This is a genomic window from Chryseobacterium sp. D764, from assembly GCF_019317325.1.
GTDB lineage: Bacteria > Bacteroidota > Bacteroidia > Flavobacteriales > Weeksellaceae > Chryseobacterium.
In genome coordinates, this window is sequence record NZ_CP079219.1 from 4,285,250 (window position 1) to 4,305,160 (window position 19,911).

Here is a 19,911-nt window from a genome sequence, read left to right on the forward strand (position 1 = left end):
GCAAATTTAATCTTTTTTTACTGAATGACAAAGAAAGATATCGCCAAATGTTGATAAAAATAAAAACGGCAACAATTGTTGCCGTTTTTTCTATAAAAATTGGATGTTATTATTTAAAATCAGTATCAGTAGCCTTATTTATTTCATAAGACTTTACATTCATGGTCATATCCATTCCCATCTGGCTTACAGAGATTGTATATGGCATTTTTACCCCTTCTACATCTTTGTAATTAGAGAATGTTGTAGGGATTGTCACTTCCTGGCCCTTAGCTTTTACTTTTTTTGTTTCTCCGGTTTTTAATCCTGTTGCAACGCTGTAGTAATACGTTGTATCCCCACTTTTAATTGCATAAGAATCTTCACCTCCGATTTTCTCAATTCCTCCTAATTTATAATCAGCAGATTTTGCAAAACCTAATTCTTCAAAAAGCTCCGGGTTCTTTTGTTTTTCAGCAATTTCTTCCGGTGTGATGTCAATTTTTTGTCCCATCTGCATAGAATAACCGGTTTTCCCATCAAATACCTGCTTCTGAACAACCTGTCCCATTGCTGTTACAGTTGTCAGCTCCTTTCCGCCTTGTGCTTTAACGATTTTAAAATCGATGTTTTGTCCTTGCATAGACATTGAAGCATTCGTAGTATATGAAGTAATTTTAGCCAAATTAGCTTTTCCTCCGATAGCATTGATGTATTTATCTGCAATAGAGGCAACCGTTACACTTGCATCTACTTTTTGTACAGTTGGTTTTGAAACAGGATTTGCATCCTTATCAAAATATTTTACAGGGTAACCTAATTTTTCCAATCCTTCAGAAATATCAGATGCTTTACCTGCAATGAAAATTCTGCTTTGGTTTGGTAAAATGGTAGTCTTGACAGCATTTGAAACATCTGCAGCTGTTACTTTATCGATAGATTTCAGGTAATTGGTGTAGAAATCAGCTGGTAAATCCTGAACTTTTTGGTTCAATGCAAACCTTGCAATAGTTGCAGGCTGCTCTAAGGACATGATGAAAGAACCTTTCAGCTTTGCTTTTGCATTTGCCAATTCTTCTGGTTTTACCGTAGAAATAGCATTAAGTTCATTCATGAATTCCTTAACCGCTTTGTCTGTAACCTCATTTCTTACACTCGCACTTGCAGAAAATTCAGGAGAATACTTGCTTGCTACCATACTTGAATAAGCACCGTAAGTAAATCCGTTCTTCTCTCTAAGGTTCATGAAAAGTCTTGCTTCACCACCACCTCCAAGGATGTAATTGGCAATTGTTGCAGGGAAATAATTGGCATCTTTCATTTTCAACGTGTTCAGGTTTTTTAGAGAAACAACAGACTGTACAGCAGAAGGAACATCCACTACATTAATTTCTGTTTTCGCAACATTAGAAGCTGGCTCTAATTGTGCAACAGGGGTATTTGCTTTTTTCCAGCTATTGAAGGCCTTTTCGATCAAAGGTTTTACCTGGTCAAACTTTACGTCTCCAACGATTACTAAATAAGCATTGTCCGGAGCGTAGTATTTTTTATAGATGTTCTGTACATCGGCAAGCTGGATTTTGTTAATCGATTCAACAGTTTCAAATTCACCTCTTGAAGTATTTTTTCCATACATCAAAGCGTTTGAAACTCTTTCCGCGATAGAAGAAGCATTTTTTTCCTCAGATTTTAATCCTTCAATAGCTCTTTCTTTAGAGTTTTGAATTTCCTCAGCAGAGAATTTAGGATTAATAATTGCATCAGCCATCAGGCCTAATACTTCAGGGAAATATTTTGAAAGTGAGTTGGCAGAAGCACCTCCTGAAGAGAAATTAAGATTTGCCCCAAGGTAGTCCACTTTTTTGTTGAAATCATCTTTGGAGATATTCGTAGTTCCGTTTTCAAACTGTTCAGCCATGATTCCGCTTACCCCAGTTACAGCTCCTTCATTGTAAGGAGGTCTGTCCATAGAAAGGCTTGCACTTACTCTTGGCAGCTTGTTGTTCTCAACTACCATTACTGTAAGACCGTTGCTTAGCTGGAAAGTTTTTGGCTTAGCAATGTTAATCGCAGGAGTAGGTCCCGGCTTTGGCATTGCATTAAGATCTATTTTTTGTGCTGAAACCATTCCTGTAAAGAAAAACGCTGCAGCTATATATGTTAATTGCTTTTTCATTTGTAAAAATTTAATTTTTAATAATCATATTGTAACCTTAAAAGTTGAAATGATTACTTTTTCTCAGGTACGTAGTTAATGATTATTCTTTGGTTGGAATTAAGATACTTTTTAGCAGCATTTTGAAGATCCTGTCTTGTGATAGATCTGTAAATGTCGATTTCTTTATTGATCAAATTCGTGTCACCCATCAATACGTGGTTGGTTGCCAATGAAGCAGCAATTCCCTGAATGCTTGAGTTAGCATTTACAAACTGATTTTCGTACTGGTTTTGAAGTTTTTGATAATCATCTTCAGAGATTAGTGTAGTCTGAAGATTTTTGATTTCAGCGTCAATGTCAGTCTGTAAAGCCTGCTTTGTAGTCTGTCCCATCGGGATCGCGAAGAAGGCGAAAATACTGTAATCTTCCAGCCCTTGGTTAAAAGCAGCTACCTGAAGTGCTTTTTTGTCCTGATCAACTAATTTTTTATATAAAACCGAAGATTTTCCATTACTTAAATAAGAAGAAAGCATATCTAAAACATAAGCATCTTTCTCTTTGTTAGCCGGAGTTCTGTACGCGAAAACATAAGCAGGAAGCTGGATATTCGGGTCTGTTGCCGTTACTTCTTTTTCCTGAGTGATAGGAGTATCTTTAGGGAAATCTTTTGGATATAAAGTTCCTTTTGGAATTCCTCCATAATAGGTTTCGATCCATTTTTTAGTCTGTTCAGGTTTGATATCTCCTGCAACAACCAAAGTGGCGTTATTCGGTACGTAAAACTTCTTGTAGAACGCCTGGAATTCTTCTAGTTTAGCAGAATTCAGATCTTCCATAGAGCCGATTGTAGGCCAGTTGTACGGGTGATTGGTAAATAAATTTTTCTGAATAGTTGTGAAAAGATTTCCATAAGGCTGGTTGTCCATTCTTAATCTTTTCTCTTCTTTTACAACCTCTCTCTGTGTATCTACACCTACCTGATTGATTACCGCGTGACGCATTCTTTCAGCTTCCATCCAAAGTCCAAGCTGTTCGTTGTTAGAAGGGAATGTTTCATAGTAATACGTTCTGTCATTGGTGGTGTTGGCATTGTTCTGTCCTCCGTTGGAAGAAACAATCTTGAACCAGTCTCCTCTTTTGATATTAGGAGTTCCCTCAAATAAAAGGTGTTCAAAGAAGTGAGCAAAACCTGTTCTGCCTTTTACTTCATCCTTTGCACCTACATGGTACATTACACCTGTTGTTACAACCGGCGCCGAGTTATCCTGATGAAGAATTACGTGAAGACCATTGGGAAGGTCATACTCTTCGAATTTGATTTGCTGTGCATTCAGCATTAGCCCGAAGAAAGCTACGGCAGCAGCAGAAAGAAGTCGCTTTTTCATAAAATTTAGAAATTGTTTATCAATTAGTACGAAAAGTGAATTAAATGTTACAAAATGTATAGAAATATATGTTGTAATAAGAAAATTTTTAGAAATTAAAAGTTTAAAAAGTAGGAATTTATAATGTTAATTATCAATTTACTTTGCCTGCAAATAGTATTTTTAACGCAGAGTCCACTAAGATATTTAAATAACCTTCAGATCGGTGGCAATGGCGTTTTACTCAGCAATGCTTGCCCGAGATCTTTGCTAAATGTAATGCCTTTGCGAACAAAATATATAAGATTAATAAATCTTGCGGACATTAGCGTTTAATTTTGAATATTTAATAGGAGCCACTCACATTTTAAAGCAAAATTGACTATTGATATATATTTTAAGTATTAAAATTTGAGTGTTGCAATTTCTAACTTCTCATGAAAGTTTGAATTCTCCTCTGAATACATTAATTTTGTGTTCCCAAAATTTTTTTGCTGTATGGACTATTTGAAAGGACTCAATGAATCACAATATGAAGCCGTTACCTCTTTACAAGGACCTTTGATGGTGCTTGCCGGAGCAGGTTCCGGGAAAACGCGTGTACTTACCATGCGTATTGCTCATTTAATACATAATGGAATAGACCCTTTCAATATCCTGGCGCTTACCTTTACCAATAAGGCGGCTCGTGAAATGAAAGACCGTATTGCAAAAGTAGTAGGAGACAGTAATGCAAGAAGTCTTTGGATGGGAACTTTTCACTCTGTTTTTGCAAGAATTTTAAGAATTGAGGCTCATTATCTTGGATATCCTTCCAATTTTACCATTTATGATCAGCAGGATGCCCTGAATGTGATCAAAAAAGTACTGAAGGATATGAATATTGATGCAGATCTTTATAAACCTAAAAAAGTTCAGGCAAGAATCTCAACCTATAAAAATAATCTGATTACGGTAAAAGCTTATTTCAACAACCCGGAACTGATGGAGGCGGATGAAAAGGCTAATATGAAATTCATCGGACAGATTTATCAGAAATATGTAGATCAGTGTTTCAGAAACGGATCCATGGATTTTGATGACCTGTTGTTGAAAACCAATGAGCTGCTGACCCGTTTTCCTGAAGTGCTTGCAAAATATCAGGATAGGTTCAGATATATCATGGTGGATGAGTACCAGGATACCAACCACTCTCAGTATCTTATTGTAAAAGCATTAGCTTCAAAATTTGAGAATATCTGTGTGGTAGGGGATGATGCACAATCCATTTACTCTTTCCGTGGAGCTAACATTTACAATATCTTAAACTTTAAAAAAGATTATACAGATGCTAAAACAGTATCTCTGGAACAGAATTACCGTTCTACACAGAATATTGTAAATGCGGCTAATGTAGTTATTGCAAAAAATTTACAGCAGTTTAAGAAAAATGTATTCAGTGACAATGAAGAAGGGGATAAGATCAAAATATACCGATCTCTTTCCGATGCTGATGAAGCGAATTTTGTTGCCGGAAATATTTGGGAACTCCGTAACCGTGACCAGAGAAAATACAGTGATTTTGCCATTTTATACAGAACCAACTCTCAGACACGTGCTTTTGAAGATGCACTGAGACGTAAAAATATTCCATATAAAGTGTATGGAGGACTTTCCTTCTACCAAAGAAAAGAAGTAAAAGACCTTATTGGTTATCTTCGACTTCTGATCAATGAAAATGATTCTGAAGCATTGATGAGGATCATCAACTATCCTGCAAGAGGAATTGGAGAAACAACACAGAATAAACTGATCGTTTTTGCAGATGCTCATAATATTGCGGTTTCAAAAGTATTGGAAAATCTTCCGATGTATGCACCTCAATTGGGCCTGAACAACGGAGTTTTGAACAAGTTGAACGACTTCTGGTCTATGATAAAAGCTTTTCAGGTATTGCTGAAAACAGAAACAGCTTACAGTGTTGCTATGGAAGTGGCAAAACGAAGCGGCTTAATCAAGTTTTTGAAAGATGATCAGACTCCGGAAGGAATTTCCAGAGTAGAAAACGTACAGGAATTGATGAACTCCATGCAGGGATTCATTGAAGAGCAGATGCAGCTGGAAGACGGAGATCCGAGTCTTTCCAATTTCCTTGAAAATATCGCCCTTTCAGCAGATACTCAGGATAAGAACCTGGAAGATGATATGGTTTCATTGATGACTATTCACCTTTCAAAAGGACTTGAGTTTCCAGTAGTTCACTTAGTAGGACTTGAAGAAAATCTGTTCCCAAGCTTTATGAGCTCTGCCACCAGAGAAGACCTTGAGGAAGAGAGAAGACTATTTTATGTAGCACTGACAAGGGCTGAAAAACAGGTCTTTTTCTCATATGCTGTTTCCCGTTTTCAATGGGGGAAAATCACAGATGCAGAACCTTCAAGATTCTTAAGTGAAATTGATGATGAATATATTGAATTCCTTAATCCTGCTTTGGAAAAAAGATTTATCAATAATTCAGGGGTAAGATCCAATATTTTTGATGAACATCCTTCTGACATGAAATCTTTCAAAAAGGTTGAAAAGAAGACTCTCGATAGAGGTGATGCCTCAAAACCTGCTCAGGAAGTAAGAAAACTGAAACCTGTAAGTACAGCTAAAATTATCAACCCAAGTGGAGCTTCTTCTCAGGATATTGAAGTAGGAGATAAGGTGAGACACGACCGTTTTGGAATTGGAGAAGTTAGCTTCTTGGATGGAACGGATCCTCAGAATATCAAAGCAAAAGTTATTTTCATCCATGAAGGAGAGAAAAACCTGATTCTGAAATATGCAAAACTGACTAAGATTTAATTTCAGAACAATACAATATAAATAAAACGGGTTCAATTTTTGGATCCGTTTTATTTTATTTTTAAATGCAAAGCCCGCAATGTAACTATTGCACTTTGTCTATTTTTTTCGTTCGCAAAGGCGTTCCACTTAGCAAAGAGAAATTTCTCTGCTGAACGAAGTGCTTTTGTGAACATAAGAATAATAAGCTGTAAATTTTCCTTTGCGGTCATAGCGTTTAGATTACCTATTTTAAACACAAAGTTCGCAATGTGTTCATTCAGATGTATTTATTTTTCGTTCGCAATGACGTTCCACTTATTGAAGACAATTTCTCTGCTGAACGAAGTGCCTTTGCGAACATAAGAATAATAAGCTGTAAATTTTCCTTTGCGGTTATAGCGTTTAAACGGTAATATATTTCTCTATCTATTTTGAATTTAACCATCTATAAAGCAATGTTTTTATGAATGTTTCCTTAATTTATCTTAACTTTAAATAGGGATAGAAAGAAACGATAACCATTTTTTATAAAAACAAAGTCTATTGATTTTGTAGACTAATAAATATATTTTACATTTGCAGCTTGTAAAAACATAAATGTTCAATCAAATTAAACTATATGAGAAATAAAAAAACTATTCTTTCGGCCTCTGTTTTATTTTTTCTTGGAGTATATACTTACGGACAGGAAAAAGACAGCATCAAAACAAATAAAGACAGTATAAAAACCAATAATGTAGAAGAAGTAGTGGTGCTGGGATCAAGAGCTGGAGCCAGATCTAAAACAGACAGCCCGGTTCCTGTAGATGTATTCAATGTGAAAGAATCTTCAATCATTCTCCCACAAACAAATATTGGACAAATCCTGAATGCAGTAGCACCATCATTTACTTCTACGATTCAGACTAACTCAGACGGAACAGATCATTTGGATCCTGCTCAGCTGAGAGGTTTGGGACCGGACCAGGTATTGGTTTTGGTTAACGGAAAAAGAAGACACACTTCAGCATTGGTGAATGTAAACGGAACACCCGGAAGAGGTACCGTAGGAACGGATTTAAATGCCATTCCGTCTTTTGCATTAAACAGAATAGAAGTATTAAGAGACGGAGCTGCAGCACAATATGGATCTGATGCCATTGCCGGAGTAATTAATCTTGACTTGAAAAGAGATACAGGAAAACTGGCAGGACAAATAAGTTATGGAGGAAATTTAACACCAACAGCTAATGACCATACCGGCGATTTTGACGGACAGAATATTCAGCTGGATCTGAACTATGGTAATAAAATAGGAACCAAAGGAGGTTTCTTCAATATCACTTGGTCTTCACAGTTCAGAAATCCAACCTATAGAGCCGGAACAGAAAATGGACCTATTTACAATGCTTATAATGCCATTGAACAACGTGCACTAAATGACGGAGTTAATCTTTCTTCTCTTTTTACGAATATTGGGAATACACCCAATTCACAGCAGATTGTAAATTATGTACATCAGTATGCACAAAATGTAAACTACTTTTCTCAGGAGCTGCAAAATTCAATCCAGGGAGCCAATACCATTTCTGCATTACAAAGTATTTTGAAATCAGGAAATTTTACCAGAGATCAGCTTAATTACTTTACGGATCAGGAATTGGCGTACAGAGGGCAGGAAAGGAAGGATTTTAATATGCAGGTAGGGCAGTCGAAGCTTAATAATCATCAGCTTTTTGTGAATGCCGAAATCCCAGTAAGTGACAATTGGAAAGTGTATACTTTTGGTGGTTACAGCATAAGACACGGAACTTCCGGAGGATTCTACAGAAGACCAACTGAAAACAGAACTTTTACAGGATTGTATCCTAATGGTTATCTTCCACAGATTGGAACGGATATCCAGGATATTTCCCTGGCTGCAGGAATCAAAGGGAAATGGGACGGCTGGAATATTGATTTCAGTAATACATACGGGCAGAATTCATTTGCCTATAATATTCAAAACACCGGAAATACCTCCTTACGTTTTGCTTCGCCAAGAGAATTTAATGCAGGAGGGCTGAGATTTTCCCAAAACACAATCAATTTAGATTTCTCTAAAAAATACGATGTATGGGAAGGGATCAATGTCGCTTTCGGAGCTGAGCACCGCTATGAGAATTTTAAAATTACCCAAGGTGAAGAAGCTTCGTATCAGACATATGATCAATTTGGAAATATCTGGAACGGAGATCCAAGCCAGAGAGCTACGGACTTTTTTGGACTGCCTCTGCCGGGAGGATCACAGGTATTCAATGGATTTAAACCTGAGAATGCTGTGGATAAAAACAGACAGTCGGTGGCAGCTTATGCAGATGTAGAATTTAACTTCACCAACTGGTTATTGGTAGACGCTGCTGCGAGATATGAAAATTATTCTGATTTCGGATCGACATTCAATTATAAATTAGCTTCAAGAATCAAAATAGCGCCTAATTTCAATGTGAGATTTGCAGGATCTACAGGATTCAGAGCTCCGTCTATCCACCAGATTTATTATAATGTAACTTCTACATTGTTTACGAATAATCAACTTTTGGAAGTAGGAACTTTCAGTAATGATTCCCAGCTGGCAGGATTGCTAAGTATGCCAAAACTGAAGCAGGAAACTTCCAAATCAGCAAGTGTAGGATTTACCTACAAAATTCCTTCGGCAGGGCTTAGCTTTACAGCAGACGGATATTTCACAAGAATCGACAACCGTATCATCCTTACGGACCAGTTCTTAAGAAAAGATGTGCCTTCAGATGCACAAAAAGAGTATGATAAATTAAATGTGAACGGTGCTCAGTTCTTTACCAATGCAATTGATACGGAAACAAAAGGGTTGGATGTAGTGATTTCACATAATGTAAGATTTTCAGGTATAAAACTCGATAATAACTTTGCTATTAACCTTAATAAGACCAAACAGGTAGGAGATATCCATTCTGCAGGACTTTTACAGTCACCACAGCTTGAGAAAGTATATTTTTCTGAAAAATCAAGAGTGTATCTGGAAGAAGCTGTGCCTAGAGTGAAAGCCAGTCTTTCGCACACCCTTTCATGGAAGGATGCTACGTTCTATCTGAGAAATACTTATTTTGGAAAAGTAACAGGTGCTGATATTATTGATGTGAACGGAGACGGAATCATAGATTTTAATGAACACCAACCGATCGGAGATAAGATCATTACCGATATATCTGCTGCTTACCAGTTTACTAAAAACGTAGGGTTGACTTTGGGGGTGAACAATTTGTTTGATATTTATCCAACAAAAAACCTTACTGCTTCTACCAATAATGACCAGTTTATCTATTCACGTTCTACTTCACAGTTTGGACAAAATGGTAGATATGTTTTCGCGAGACTTAATTTCAATTTTTAAGTTCAATAGCAGATCTTACTTATGACTTATGAAATTGTTTAAAGTTTTATATTTTGAAACATTAAGATTGTATTAAGATATTGAGAGTATTAAGATAAGCTTCGCTTTAAGCTTAAAAATCAGAATGATTCATCTTAACTTAAATCCTTCTTAATGGTTTTAATGTATATATTCTGCATTTTTATCAGATTAAGGAACTTCTATAAAAAAAAACAGTTCAGAATTTCTGAACTGTTTTTTTATTTATGATCATATGAATTTATCTTTCCACAAGTTCCTTCACAGGTTCTCCATAATGATCCATTACTGTTTTGTTGATCTGAAGCAATTGATACCATTTTCGGAAAGCCCCTATAAATACAATAAGCATAAGAATCATGGCTGTTGCTGCTAGTGCAGCCAGTAAGTACTGTCCTTTGGGAATATAAATGGCGGTCACCTGGATATACCCGGCCCAGAATGTAATTCCGGCCATGAAAACTCCGGGAATAGCTGAGCATAAAGCATATTTTCCCCTGTTCATCCTGATTAGCATTGTTGTACAGACGATAAGTCCGCAGGCAGCCAGCAGCTGATTACTGATTCCGAATAACGGCCAGATGCTGTTTACGTTTCCGGTATACACAAGATATCCCCAGGCAAAAGTGAAAAGAAGACTGCTGATAATAATTCCCGGAATCCAGTTTTTATCATTGAATTTTGGAACTACAGAACCCAGCATTTCCTGTAAGAAGAAACGTCCCACTCTTGTCCCTGCATCAATAGCAGTAAGAATAAATACAGCTTCAAACATAATCGCAAAATTATACCAGTAGGCCGTCAGCTGATCCATATAAGGGATTTTGTTGAAGATATGGGCCATTCCTACAGCCAGAGATACAGCACCTCCGGTTCTTCCATACAGGTCAATCCCTATTTTTTGTGAATAATAATCTATGTCTACACCATGTAGTGAAGGATGTGTTGCAAGAAAAGAATCATAAGCTTCCTTAGGGGTGTTGATCGCAAAATAATCACCCGGCATCAGTGTACATGCCGCAATAAGTGCCATCAATGCTACAAAACCTTCCACAAGCATTGCTCCATATCCTACAAAAAGAATTTCTCTTTCCTTATTAAGCATTTTAGGAGTTGTTCCCGTAGCAATCACAGCATGGAAACCAGAAATTGCTCCGCAGGCAATCACGATAAAAATAAAAGGAAGTACAGGTCCGCCAATAATAGGCCCTCCACCATTTACAAAAGCAGTGATTGCTGGCATCTGTATGGTAGGATGAATCACAATGACCCCGATAGCCAGCATGATAATAGTTCCTATCTTTAAATAAGTGGAAAGATAATCTCTTGGAACCAAAAGCAGCCATACCGGTAATACAGAAGCAATAAAGCCATACAAAGGAATCGCGATAGAAATTGTTTTAATATCCCAGGAAAATAAATTGTTCATGGTAGGGTTCTGCATCAGACTATGTCCTCCGATGATTCCGGCAATCAAAAGGATACCGCCTAAAATACTTGCAAACAAAACACTGTTCTTTTTATAACGCATAATCAGTCCCATGATGATGGCGATAGGCATTGTGATGATTACTGTAAAAAGAGACCATGAAGCTTCATGCATTGCATTGATACAAGCCAGCGATAAACCCGCCAGCGTAAGAATCAGGATAAATAGAATTGCAAAACCAGCTACGGTTCCGGTTGCTTTTCCGATTTCTTTAGAAGCGATAGTCGCAAGACTTTGACCTTTGTGTCTCACAGAAGCAAAGAGTACAACCATATCATGAACTCCGCCTCCCAATACACATCCAATCAGAATCCATAATGCGCCCGGAAGATATCCGAACTGAGCGGCAAGAACAGGTCCTACTAATGGCCCTGCAGCAGCGATTGCAGCAAAATGATGTCCGAAAAGTACATTTTTATTCGTAGCGACATAATCTTTACCATCTGCAAATTCTACAGCAGGAGTCATATTTTGGTCGTTAAGCCTGAGAACTTTATTGGCAATAAAAATACCATAGAAACGGTAAGCTATCGCAAAAATAAGAACAGATACAAATATGAGAGTAAGCGCATTGATATTGTTTAAAGATTCCATATTGCTTATTTTTATTGATAAATAATTAATTGATTGGTGTTTTTGTTGTTAATAATTTAAACAATAGCCAAGGTAATTAATTCTCAATGAAAAAATATCAATATGTATATCAATCTAGCAAATTTGTTGTTGTAATGTATTTTATTATATTGATTTATAGTTATTTGAATTGTAATTGAATAGATGAATGTATATTACTTCTTTTGTGAAAGAACAAAATCCACCATTTCATCAGTAATTTTGTCCAGATAAGCTTTATCAGTTGTTCCAAAACCATGTACTCCGCCATCAACAATGATAAGAGCGTTTTGTATTTTGGCTCTGTTTAATTTTCTGTGAAGTTTTTTAGATTGGTTTAAAGGAACAATTTTGTCATTATTGCCCTGAACAATTAAAGTTGGAACTCCTTCCGAAACAAAATTAACTGGAGATAAGGTATTCAGATAATCGATGGCTCTATCCTGATCTTTTCTGATATCATACCCGGAAATTCCTTTTACCAGATTTTCCTGTAAACCGACAATCTTTTTTGACATCAACCCGATCATTCCTACCGGAATTGTTCCTAGTCTTGTATGGAAAAGCTTATTAAGATCAGCAGGACCATAATGATCAATTACATAATTTACTTTGGCAGAATAAGACGAAAGTTCCGGACTTCCCAGATAAGTATTGTCGGGAGTATAAGCCGCCATCAGGGAAAGGTGAGCTCCGGCTGAAGCCCCAAACAGACCTATATTATTGGTATCGAAATGATATTTATCTGCATTTTTTCTTACCCACCTGATAGCATCTTTGGTATCTTCCAGAGGCAGTGGAAAATGAGTACTATCATTCAGCAGCGTATAATTAATGCTGATCACGGCATATTGCTTTGCCATTAACTTTTCAACAGTGGTTTCCAGATAATTGTCTGCATGAACTACTTTATCGCCTTCAATCCATCCGCCTCCATGAACATAGATCAGTACAGGTATTTTTTCAGTGGCAACATTTTTAGGAATATATAAATCCAGAGCAAGAGGATTCCCTTTTTTATTGGTTTTATATACAATATCCTCAGACAGATGGGCTATCTTAGGAAGTACTGTACTTTTTACAGGAGGTGTTTTAACCTGTACTTGTGACAAGTTCTGGGAAAAAAATAAATTAGAAAAACCTAAGAATAAAACAAAAAACAGGTTTGTGAAAAACCTGCAGATTGATATGTTGTTTATCGATAAATTCATAATAAATTTTTAAGGATGTGTTATTTTACTAACTCCTCAAAAAGTTTACCAAAAGTACTGTTTAGATCTTTGGATTTTCCCGGATGAGGTCGGGAAGTCTGTACCACAGCACTTCTTACAGCTGTCAGCCAGCGGAAACGCTCAGGAATATCAAGCAGTGCAATAGGACCGCCGTCTTTATCACCATTGGCAATTTTCTGAAAACTTTCAAGATTCTGGATAATATCTTCATAGTCCAGTTTACTGTGCATGAGTTTAAATTTATCAGGACATAAATAGAATTCTACCCTGATGAATTTTTCCCTTTTGGAAAACATAACCAGTCCGATATTGAAAAATTCTTCTCTTTCAACTTTAGGTACCAAGCGTATTACCGCATATTCATATATTTTATCCTCTTGCATTTTTAGCTTCGTTTATAAAGATTTGAGAATTTTCTAATCTGGTTTTCAGAAACTGAAAATAGATCTCACGAATTTCTTCAGGCGTTTCATCAGCATCATTCCAGTGCAGCCAGTCCTCAGGAATTGTATTGACAATCTCCCTGAAAAGTATATCATTCAGTACTTCATGGGCAAATTGATCTGCTTCATCAAGCATTTTTGCCTTAGGAAGAAGTACATGGTCTTTCACATATTTGAAAGGCGTTTTTGCTGCTGTATCAAAATTCTGCCATGAATGGTGGAAGTAGAATGAAGCACCATTATCGATGATCCAAAGCTCTTTATTCCACATCAGCATATTTGTATTCCTAAAAGTACGGTCAATGTTAGTAATAAAGGCATCAAGCCATACTATTTTTGAAGCCAGAAGGGGATCAACACTTACTCCCGGATCATAAGTGATAGAACCGGAAAGATAGTGCAGACCAAGGTTCAGACCTTCAGAAAATTTTAGGAGATCCTGTATTTCCTCATCGGCTTCCGTTCTTCCGAAATCGGCATCAACATTGATAAAAACCAGTTCAGGAATTTTTAGTCCCAATGCTTCGGTAATCTTTCCACCCAAAAGTTCAGAGATAAGCATTTTTACCCCATGGCCTGCACCACGGAATTTTAATACATATTTGAAATCATCATCAGCTTCTGCCAGAGCAGGAAGAGATCCTCCTTCTCTCAATGGCAGAATGTAACGCGTCACGGTTACAGTTCTTAAATTCTGCATGAAGCAAAAATAAGCTTATTTTTTTATAATCTTTTTAGTGAATTCCTTTTCATCAGCTTTATACTGTAAAAAATAAACTCCACTGCTCAAATGCTGAAGTGGCAGAATATATCCTGAATCTGTTTTACTCAAATGACAATGAACAATTCTTCCGGAAGCATCGGTAAGTGAAAGTATTTCAATTCTCTTTTTAGAAGTAATGGTAATATGATGTTGAGTAGGGTTAGGATAAATCTGAACAGGATCCTGAATAGCTGTTTCTGCTGTATTTAAGGTACTTACCACAATCAGTTTTGTTTTGGTGGTAGTGGCTCCGCAGGCAGCTGTTGTCAGCTTTACGGTATAAGTTCCTCCTGCAGGGTAGGTATGTACCGGATTTTCTAGAGTTGAGGTTGTACCGTCACCAAAATCCCATGAATAGGCAGCTGCATTCTGTGTTGTATTGGTAAACTGAACCGTTCCTGCTCCGGTAAGCTGATAGGTGAATCTGCTGTGAACATCATTATTCGTTACAAACCATTTTACAGGCTGATTGTAAACCTCTGTTTTAACGATATCCTTGATTAGCTGTGCCTGTGCCGGACTAAGATTTCCATTAAAAGGGATCTGTGCAGGATCTTTCTTGAATAAAATAGTGTAAAATGTATACGCAGCAGCCATAGACCCAATATAACTCGGATGTGATTCATCCTGATCATACAATTCAATAGCTGGGTTTTGCTCCCTGATTGCTCTCCACACTTTACCTACAGGGGAAACAATACCTTCGTTGGTTGTTGCCATTTCCATATAGCGGTTATAAATCTGAGTATCCATTCCCTGATAGGTACAGACAGCGGGAAGTCCCGGACAATTCGCAGCATCACCGTTTTTACGGCCCCAGGTCATATAGAAGATTACATTTCCACAGGGATTTGATGTTTTAATCAAATTGGAAAGCTGAAGAGCATAAGGATATACCTGATTTTGAACCTGAGAATCCGGAAATGACGGAAGCTGGCTCTGTTCCTGTAATACGACATAATCCCAGTTTCCCTGGTTGATGGTTGAAATCACATCCGGATTGTTGGAATGATCCTGCAGCGTTGACCCGCCAGGTGTATGGCTGTGATGCTCCAGTACATCGCCGTTAGAAGCAGCAATACTTTGGATGAGGTTAGGCAAATCATTAACGTAAGTATAACTGTTTCCGATAAAGAACACCCTTTTGGTTGTCTGGCTGAGGATAAAAGAAAAAGTAATTAAAAGTAAAAGAAGTAGAGTTTTTTTCATAAATTTCAATTTAAATTAATCCCATAAATATAAATAATATTAAATAAACCCCATTTATTTTATGAATTTGATTAGTGAAAAGAATATATATTTAGAAAATAAAGAAACAAAAGGTTTTCTTGCTGATATTTTTTATAAAGACATTGGAAAAAAGCTTCCGTTGATACTGTTTGTTCATGGATATAAAGGTTATAAAGATTGGGGATCGTGGAATCTTATGGCGGAAAAGTTTGCTGAAGCAGGTTTTTTCTTCGTGAAGTTTAATTTTTCCCATAACGGAACTACACCGGATGATCCGCATAACTTTGGAGATCTTGAAGCTTTTGGCCATAATAATTATTCTAAAGAGCTTTCTGACCTTGGAGTGGTGATTGATCACTTTAGTAAATATCCTCGTGTGGATGAAGAAAAGATCATTCTGATAGGTCACAGCAGGGGAGGAGGAATTTCTATCATTAAAACTTTTGAAGATGAAAGAATCAATGGTCTGATTACTCTGGCCAGTGTGGATACTTTAGACCGCTTTCCCACAGGAGAAGCTTTTGAAAACTGGAAGAAGGACGGAGTTTATTATGCTCTGAACGGGCGTACCAAGCAGGAAATGCCCCACTATTATCAGTTTTATGAGAACTATGAGCAGAATGTTCACCGTTTTGATGTAGAACGGGCAACGGAGATGGCAAAAGCTCATATGCTGATTATTCATGGAACGGGTGATGAAGCTGTAGAGGTAAAACAAGCAGAGCATCTTCATATTCTTCATCCGAATTCTGAACTTTTCCTGATTGAAAATGCTAATCATACTTTCGGAGCAAAAGAGCCCTGGACAGAAACAGATTTACCCAAAGATCTGAATACTGTAACCGAAAAATGTATTGATTTTATCAAAGAAAAATTGAAATAAAACGGTTAAAACTACGTTATTATAAATTAACCACCATATCAGTATAATTATGAAAAAAGTTATTGCAGGCGCATTCGCGCTCTCATTATGTGTTATTTCGTGTAAAAAAGAAGCAAAGACAGAATCTTCAGCAAGCACAGATACTTTGGCTACAGTAATGTCTAAAGATTCTGTCATTACAAAAAATGATTCTGTAGCATCACCACCTCCTTCTGCTCCGGCTCCGGACGACAATAGTATCACTAAAAATGTGGGTAAATATCCTCATGATATCAAGTTGTTTGAAGATAAAAGCATCACTGAAAGACTGAAAAAACTTGCAGGAACTCAATATGATGAGATGGTGAAGAATTTTAATGTAGAAAGTCCTATTACATCAGAAAACGGAATTTATAAACTGTCAGGATGTAAGCAGCACGACTGTCCGGCATATGCAACACATATTTACTATGATGCCAAGAATGATAATCTGAATATTTCTATTGATAAAAACGGAAAGGTAACAGACTTTGCTGAAAAAGGGAAAATAACGATTTCCGAAACATTGAAAACAAAATAAAATATAAGAAGGGAAGTGGGAAGATAGAAGCTGGGAGTTGCTAATGGCATTCGATATCTATTGAAATCAAAATAGAACTATTTTCCAAAAGGTTATTAACTGAGTAAAAGTTATTCATAACCTTATGAACCTCCGGATTCTAACTTCCTCTTTAAATAAAAAAAGCCTGAAATTTCAGGCTTTTTTCTTTTATTTAATGGTCAAAATGGTCCATGCTTCTTCAATTTTACTTTCCAGAAGCAGTTTCTGGGCATTAAGGTGAATATGCTCATCCGCATGGAAGTCACCTGCAGGTAATACTTCTGTATTGGCAAGCATTCCAAGGTCATTCCCAGTAAATACTTTACTGTACTTAATAGAATCAGGCAACAGATCAAAGCCGATTCCTTTTGTTACCAAAGGTTTTGGAACTTCAAAAAGGCTGTTCTCATTACTTCTGGAATACCAGTTACTGCCTAAACGGGCTACCATATCCAGTTTTTTCTGATCCAGATTTCCGGTTTCATTCAGGTATTCTTCTCTGATGTGAATTTTCTGAACTTCACAGATCACAAGATTCCCGGCACCGCCCTGATCTCCCAATGGCTTTACCTCTAAAACTTTACATTCAAAGTTGACAGGGCATTCTTCAATCAGTTTAGGCTGTACAAGATCAGCCTCTTTCATGGTAAGTCCGGATTTTATAAACTCATTGACTCCGGTTTCATACTCTGTAGAAGCTAATGAGATCTGCTGTACAATAGGAAAATTCACTGTTCCAATGACTACTTCCGGTACTTCAAGAACATTTTCCAGCGTATGTTTGGTTGTATTATCACGAACTCTTCTCGATGGTGAAAAAATCAAAATCGGAGGAACTGTGCTGAACATATTAAAAAAACTGAACGGAGATAAATTGATGGTACCATCTTTATCCACAGTAGATGCCAAAGCAATCGGGCGCGGTGAAACAGCCGTCTGCATGATGGTCTGTAATTGTACGGAAGTTATCTCGGAAGGGATTACTGTTTTCATATTTTTGTTGTAACACTTAAGTTAAATTAAGTATTCAAATGATATTAAAAAGATGCTTCGACTCTGCTCAGCATGATATTTCTAATACTAACTGTTTTACAGCATATTTCTAGCGATGTCATGCTGAGCGAAGTCGAAGCATTTAATGATTAATTTTTATATTAACGTGTAGGAATAATTTTGCCGGAAACTTCCCCGAAACCTACTCTCACACCATCTTTTTCAGCCCAAGCCTTCATTGTAACGGTATCATTATCTTCAATGAATTTTCTTTCTTCACCATTGCTTAATGATAAAGGATTTTGTCCTCTCCAGGTCAATTCAAGCATAGAACCGAATGATTTTGGATCGCTTCCTGAAATGGTACCGCTGGCATATAGATCTCCCACTTCTACATTACATCCGTTTACTGTGTGATGGGCCAGCTGCTGGTTCATATTCCAGTACATGTGTTTATAGTTGCTTTCGGAGATCAGGTTTTGTTCTCCGTTTTCTGGTTGAATATAGACTTCAAGGTTGATGTCATAGTTTTGATCTCCTTCAAATTTTAAATATTCTAAAACTTCAGGATCCTGTACTGGAGAAGCTGTTCTGAATGGCTCCAAAGCTTCAAGAGTAACTACCCATGGAGAAATAGAAGAACCAAAGTTTTTCGCAAGGAATGGCCCTAGAGGAACATATTCCCAAGATTGAATATCTCTTGCAGACCAGTCGTTGAAAACAACCATTCCGAAGATGGCATCTTCTGCTTCTTTCGTTGAAATACTTTCTCCCATCTCTGTATTTTTATTGATGATGAAAGCCATTTCCAATTCAAAATCCAATTGTTTACATGGTCCGAAAACAGGGGTATCTGCATCAGCAGGTTTCATTTGTCCTTTTGGACGGTTGATTTCTGTTCCGGATACTACAATTGAAGATGCTCTTCCATGATAACCTACTGGTAAATGTTTCCAGTTAGGTAATAAAGCGTTTGCCGGATCACGGAACATTTTTCCTACGTTGGTAGCATGTTCGATACTGCTGTAAAAATCCGTGTAGTTCGGGATGTGAACAGGCATCATCATTTTTACTTTATCAAGGTCGTAGAAAGCTTCTTCTATTGTTTTCTGATCTTTTGATAATGTTGATCCTTCCTGTAATAATGTTTGAATTTTGGTACGAACAGCATTGGTAATTGGTTTACCCAGTTCGATAAATTCGTTGATGGTGTAAGCTTCAAAAACATTGTCGTCTAATCCTTCAATATCTTCAAAATAACCAAGATCATACAAGGTAGCAAGATCAATTACCTGATCTCCGATTCTTGTACAGCATCCGATATATTCTTTGTTAAAAACTGCGACTCCGAAAGGAATATTGTGTATAGAAAAATCCGAGTTTGAGGAATAGTCTACAAATGATTTCATAAGTTTAGATTTTAGTTAGATTAAAATATTGCTGAGTGTTTCCAAAGAATATTTATTTTGCCTTTTTTGAGTAAGATGCTTCATCTATCCACCTGTCTCTGGTATTGACATCGATGAGATATAGAATATTATCCTGCTGAGTCAACAATAACGTTTTCGTAACAGGCATTGGGATTTTTTTATTTTCAAGCATATCTGCTCTTAAAGAAATAATATTTTTTTTCCTGATGATATCGCCGGTGAAAACATTAGAACTGCTTTCTCCTGTAGCTTTATCATCGAAAACTTCTACATAAGTGGCATTGTTCCCTTTGATAATAATAAAGTCCCGTTCCGTATGATCAGCCTCATCTTTAATAAAAACGAATTTTTTGTTATCAATATTTACATTTTCAAGATGCTGATTGATGCCTTTTCTTTGTTCAAGTCGGTTAAGGATTTCATTCAAAGAACCGTATTGTGCTTTAAGCCCTAAAGTTCCTAAAAGGGAAATCCCGATTAAAAGTTTTCTCATATACTGTGTTTTATAAAAAAGTTTTGCCAGAATACTGAATCC

At 36.8% G+C, this 19,911-nt stretch carries 14 protein-coding genes; 4 read left to right on the forward strand and 10 right to left on the reverse strand.

Going from position 1 to position 19,911, the window contains the following annotated elements; translation table 11 throughout:
• Positions 1 to 109 precede the first annotated feature (109 nt).
• Positions 110 to 2,155, reverse strand: a complete 2,046-nt coding sequence (locus tag KYG33_RS19615) for a M16 family metallopeptidase (protein WP_219072271.1) — start codon at positions 2,153 to 2,155, stop codon at positions 110 to 112.
• A gap of 53 nt (positions 2,156 to 2,208) precedes the next feature.
• Complete coding sequence (locus KYG33_RS19620) at positions 2,209 to 3,522, reverse strand: M16 family metallopeptidase (protein WP_219072272.1); 1,314 nt, start codon at positions 3,520 to 3,522, stop codon at positions 2,209 to 2,211.
• A 477-nt stretch (positions 3,523 to 3,999) separates the two neighbouring features.
• Here KYG33_RS19620 and KYG33_RS19625 point away from each other — a divergent pair, with 477 nt between their 5' ends.
• Both KYG33_RS19625 and KYG33_RS19630 read left to right on the forward strand, forming a co-directional pair.
• The gene (locus KYG33_RS19625; RefSeq protein ID WP_180565241.1) at positions 4,000 to 6,330 is read left to right on the forward strand and encodes an ATP-dependent helicase; all 2,331 of its coding nucleotides are present in this window, start codon (positions 4,000 to 4,002) and stop codon (positions 6,328 to 6,330) included.
• 601 nt (positions 6,331 to 6,931) lie between these two features.
• On the forward strand, positions 6,932 to 9,703 hold the full coding sequence (locus KYG33_RS19630; RefSeq protein WP_219072273.1) for a TonB-dependent receptor plug domain-containing protein: 2,772 nt from the start codon (positions 6,932 to 6,934) through the stop codon (positions 9,701 to 9,703).
• A gap of 259 nt (positions 9,704 to 9,962) precedes the next feature.
• Here KYG33_RS19630 and KYG33_RS19635 read toward each other — a convergent pair whose 3' ends face one another.
• The 5 genes from KYG33_RS19635 to KYG33_RS19655 all read right to left on the reverse strand — a co-directional run bounded on the left by KYG33_RS19635 (position 9,963) and on the right by KYG33_RS19655 (position 15,469).
• The gene (locus KYG33_RS19635; protein WP_180565243.1) at positions 9,963 to 11,804 is read right to left on the reverse strand and encodes a carbon starvation protein A; all 1,842 of its coding nucleotides are present in this window, start codon (positions 11,802 to 11,804) and stop codon (positions 9,963 to 9,965) included.
• Positions 11,805 to 11,998: 194 nt separating this feature from the next.
• Complete coding sequence (locus KYG33_RS19640; protein WP_228408641.1) at positions 11,999 to 12,934, reverse strand: alpha/beta hydrolase; 936 nt, start codon at positions 12,932 to 12,934, stop codon at positions 11,999 to 12,001.
• A gap of 119 nt (positions 12,935 to 13,053) precedes the next feature.
• Positions 13,054 to 13,437, reverse strand: a complete 384-nt coding sequence (locus tag KYG33_RS19645; protein WP_077414077.1) for a DUF3037 domain-containing protein — start codon at positions 13,435 to 13,437, stop codon at positions 13,054 to 13,056.
• Entirely contained in the window at positions 13,424 to 14,197 is a 774-nt protein-coding gene (locus tag KYG33_RS19650) for a HipA family kinase (protein ID WP_077414079.1), read from the reverse strand. The genes KYG33_RS19645 and KYG33_RS19650 overlap by 14 nt, the downstream gene beginning before the upstream one ends.
• A 15-nt stretch (positions 14,198 to 14,212) precedes the next feature.
• The gene (locus KYG33_RS19655; RefSeq protein ID WP_219072274.1) at positions 14,213 to 15,469 is read right to left on the reverse strand and encodes a T9SS type A sorting domain-containing protein; all 1,257 of its coding nucleotides are present in this window, start codon (positions 15,467 to 15,469) and stop codon (positions 14,213 to 14,215) included.
• Between the two features lie 61 nt (positions 15,470 to 15,530).
• On the opposite strand from KYG33_RS19655, the gene KYG33_RS19660 reads away from it, so the two are divergent.
• Both KYG33_RS19660 and KYG33_RS19665 read left to right on the forward strand, forming a co-directional pair.
• Entirely contained in the window at positions 15,531 to 16,373 is an 843-nt protein-coding gene (locus tag KYG33_RS19660) for an alpha/beta hydrolase family protein (RefSeq protein ID WP_219072275.1), read from the forward strand.
• Between the two features lie 49 nt (positions 16,374 to 16,422).
• Positions 16,423 to 16,932: a hypothetical protein gene (locus tag KYG33_RS19665; RefSeq protein ID WP_219072276.1), complete on the forward strand. Its 510-nt coding sequence runs from the start codon at positions 16,423 to 16,425 to the stop codon at positions 16,930 to 16,932.
• A gap of 189 nt (positions 16,933 to 17,121) precedes the next feature.
• On the opposite strand, the gene KYG33_RS19670 is transcribed toward KYG33_RS19665, so the two are convergent.
• From KYG33_RS19670 to KYG33_RS19680, 3 genes are all read right to left on the reverse strand, one after another.
• Positions 17,122 to 17,946 carry a flavin reductase family protein gene (locus KYG33_RS19670; RefSeq protein WP_077414087.1) on the reverse strand — a complete coding sequence of 275 codons (825 nt, stop codon included), beginning with the start codon at positions 17,944 to 17,946 and terminating at the stop codon, positions 17,122 to 17,124.
• Between the two features lie 161 nt (positions 17,947 to 18,107).
• Positions 18,108 to 19,355 carry a fumarylacetoacetase gene (fahA, locus tag KYG33_RS19675; protein ID WP_077414089.1) on the reverse strand — a complete coding sequence of 416 codons (1,248 nt, stop codon included), beginning with the start codon at positions 19,353 to 19,355 and terminating at the stop codon, positions 18,108 to 18,110.
• Positions 19,356 to 19,407: 52 nt separating this feature from the next.
• Complete coding sequence (locus KYG33_RS19680; RefSeq protein WP_077414259.1) at positions 19,408 to 19,869, reverse strand: hypothetical protein; 462 nt, start codon at positions 19,867 to 19,869, stop codon at positions 19,408 to 19,410.
• Positions 19,870 to 19,911: the final 42 nt, after the last annotated feature.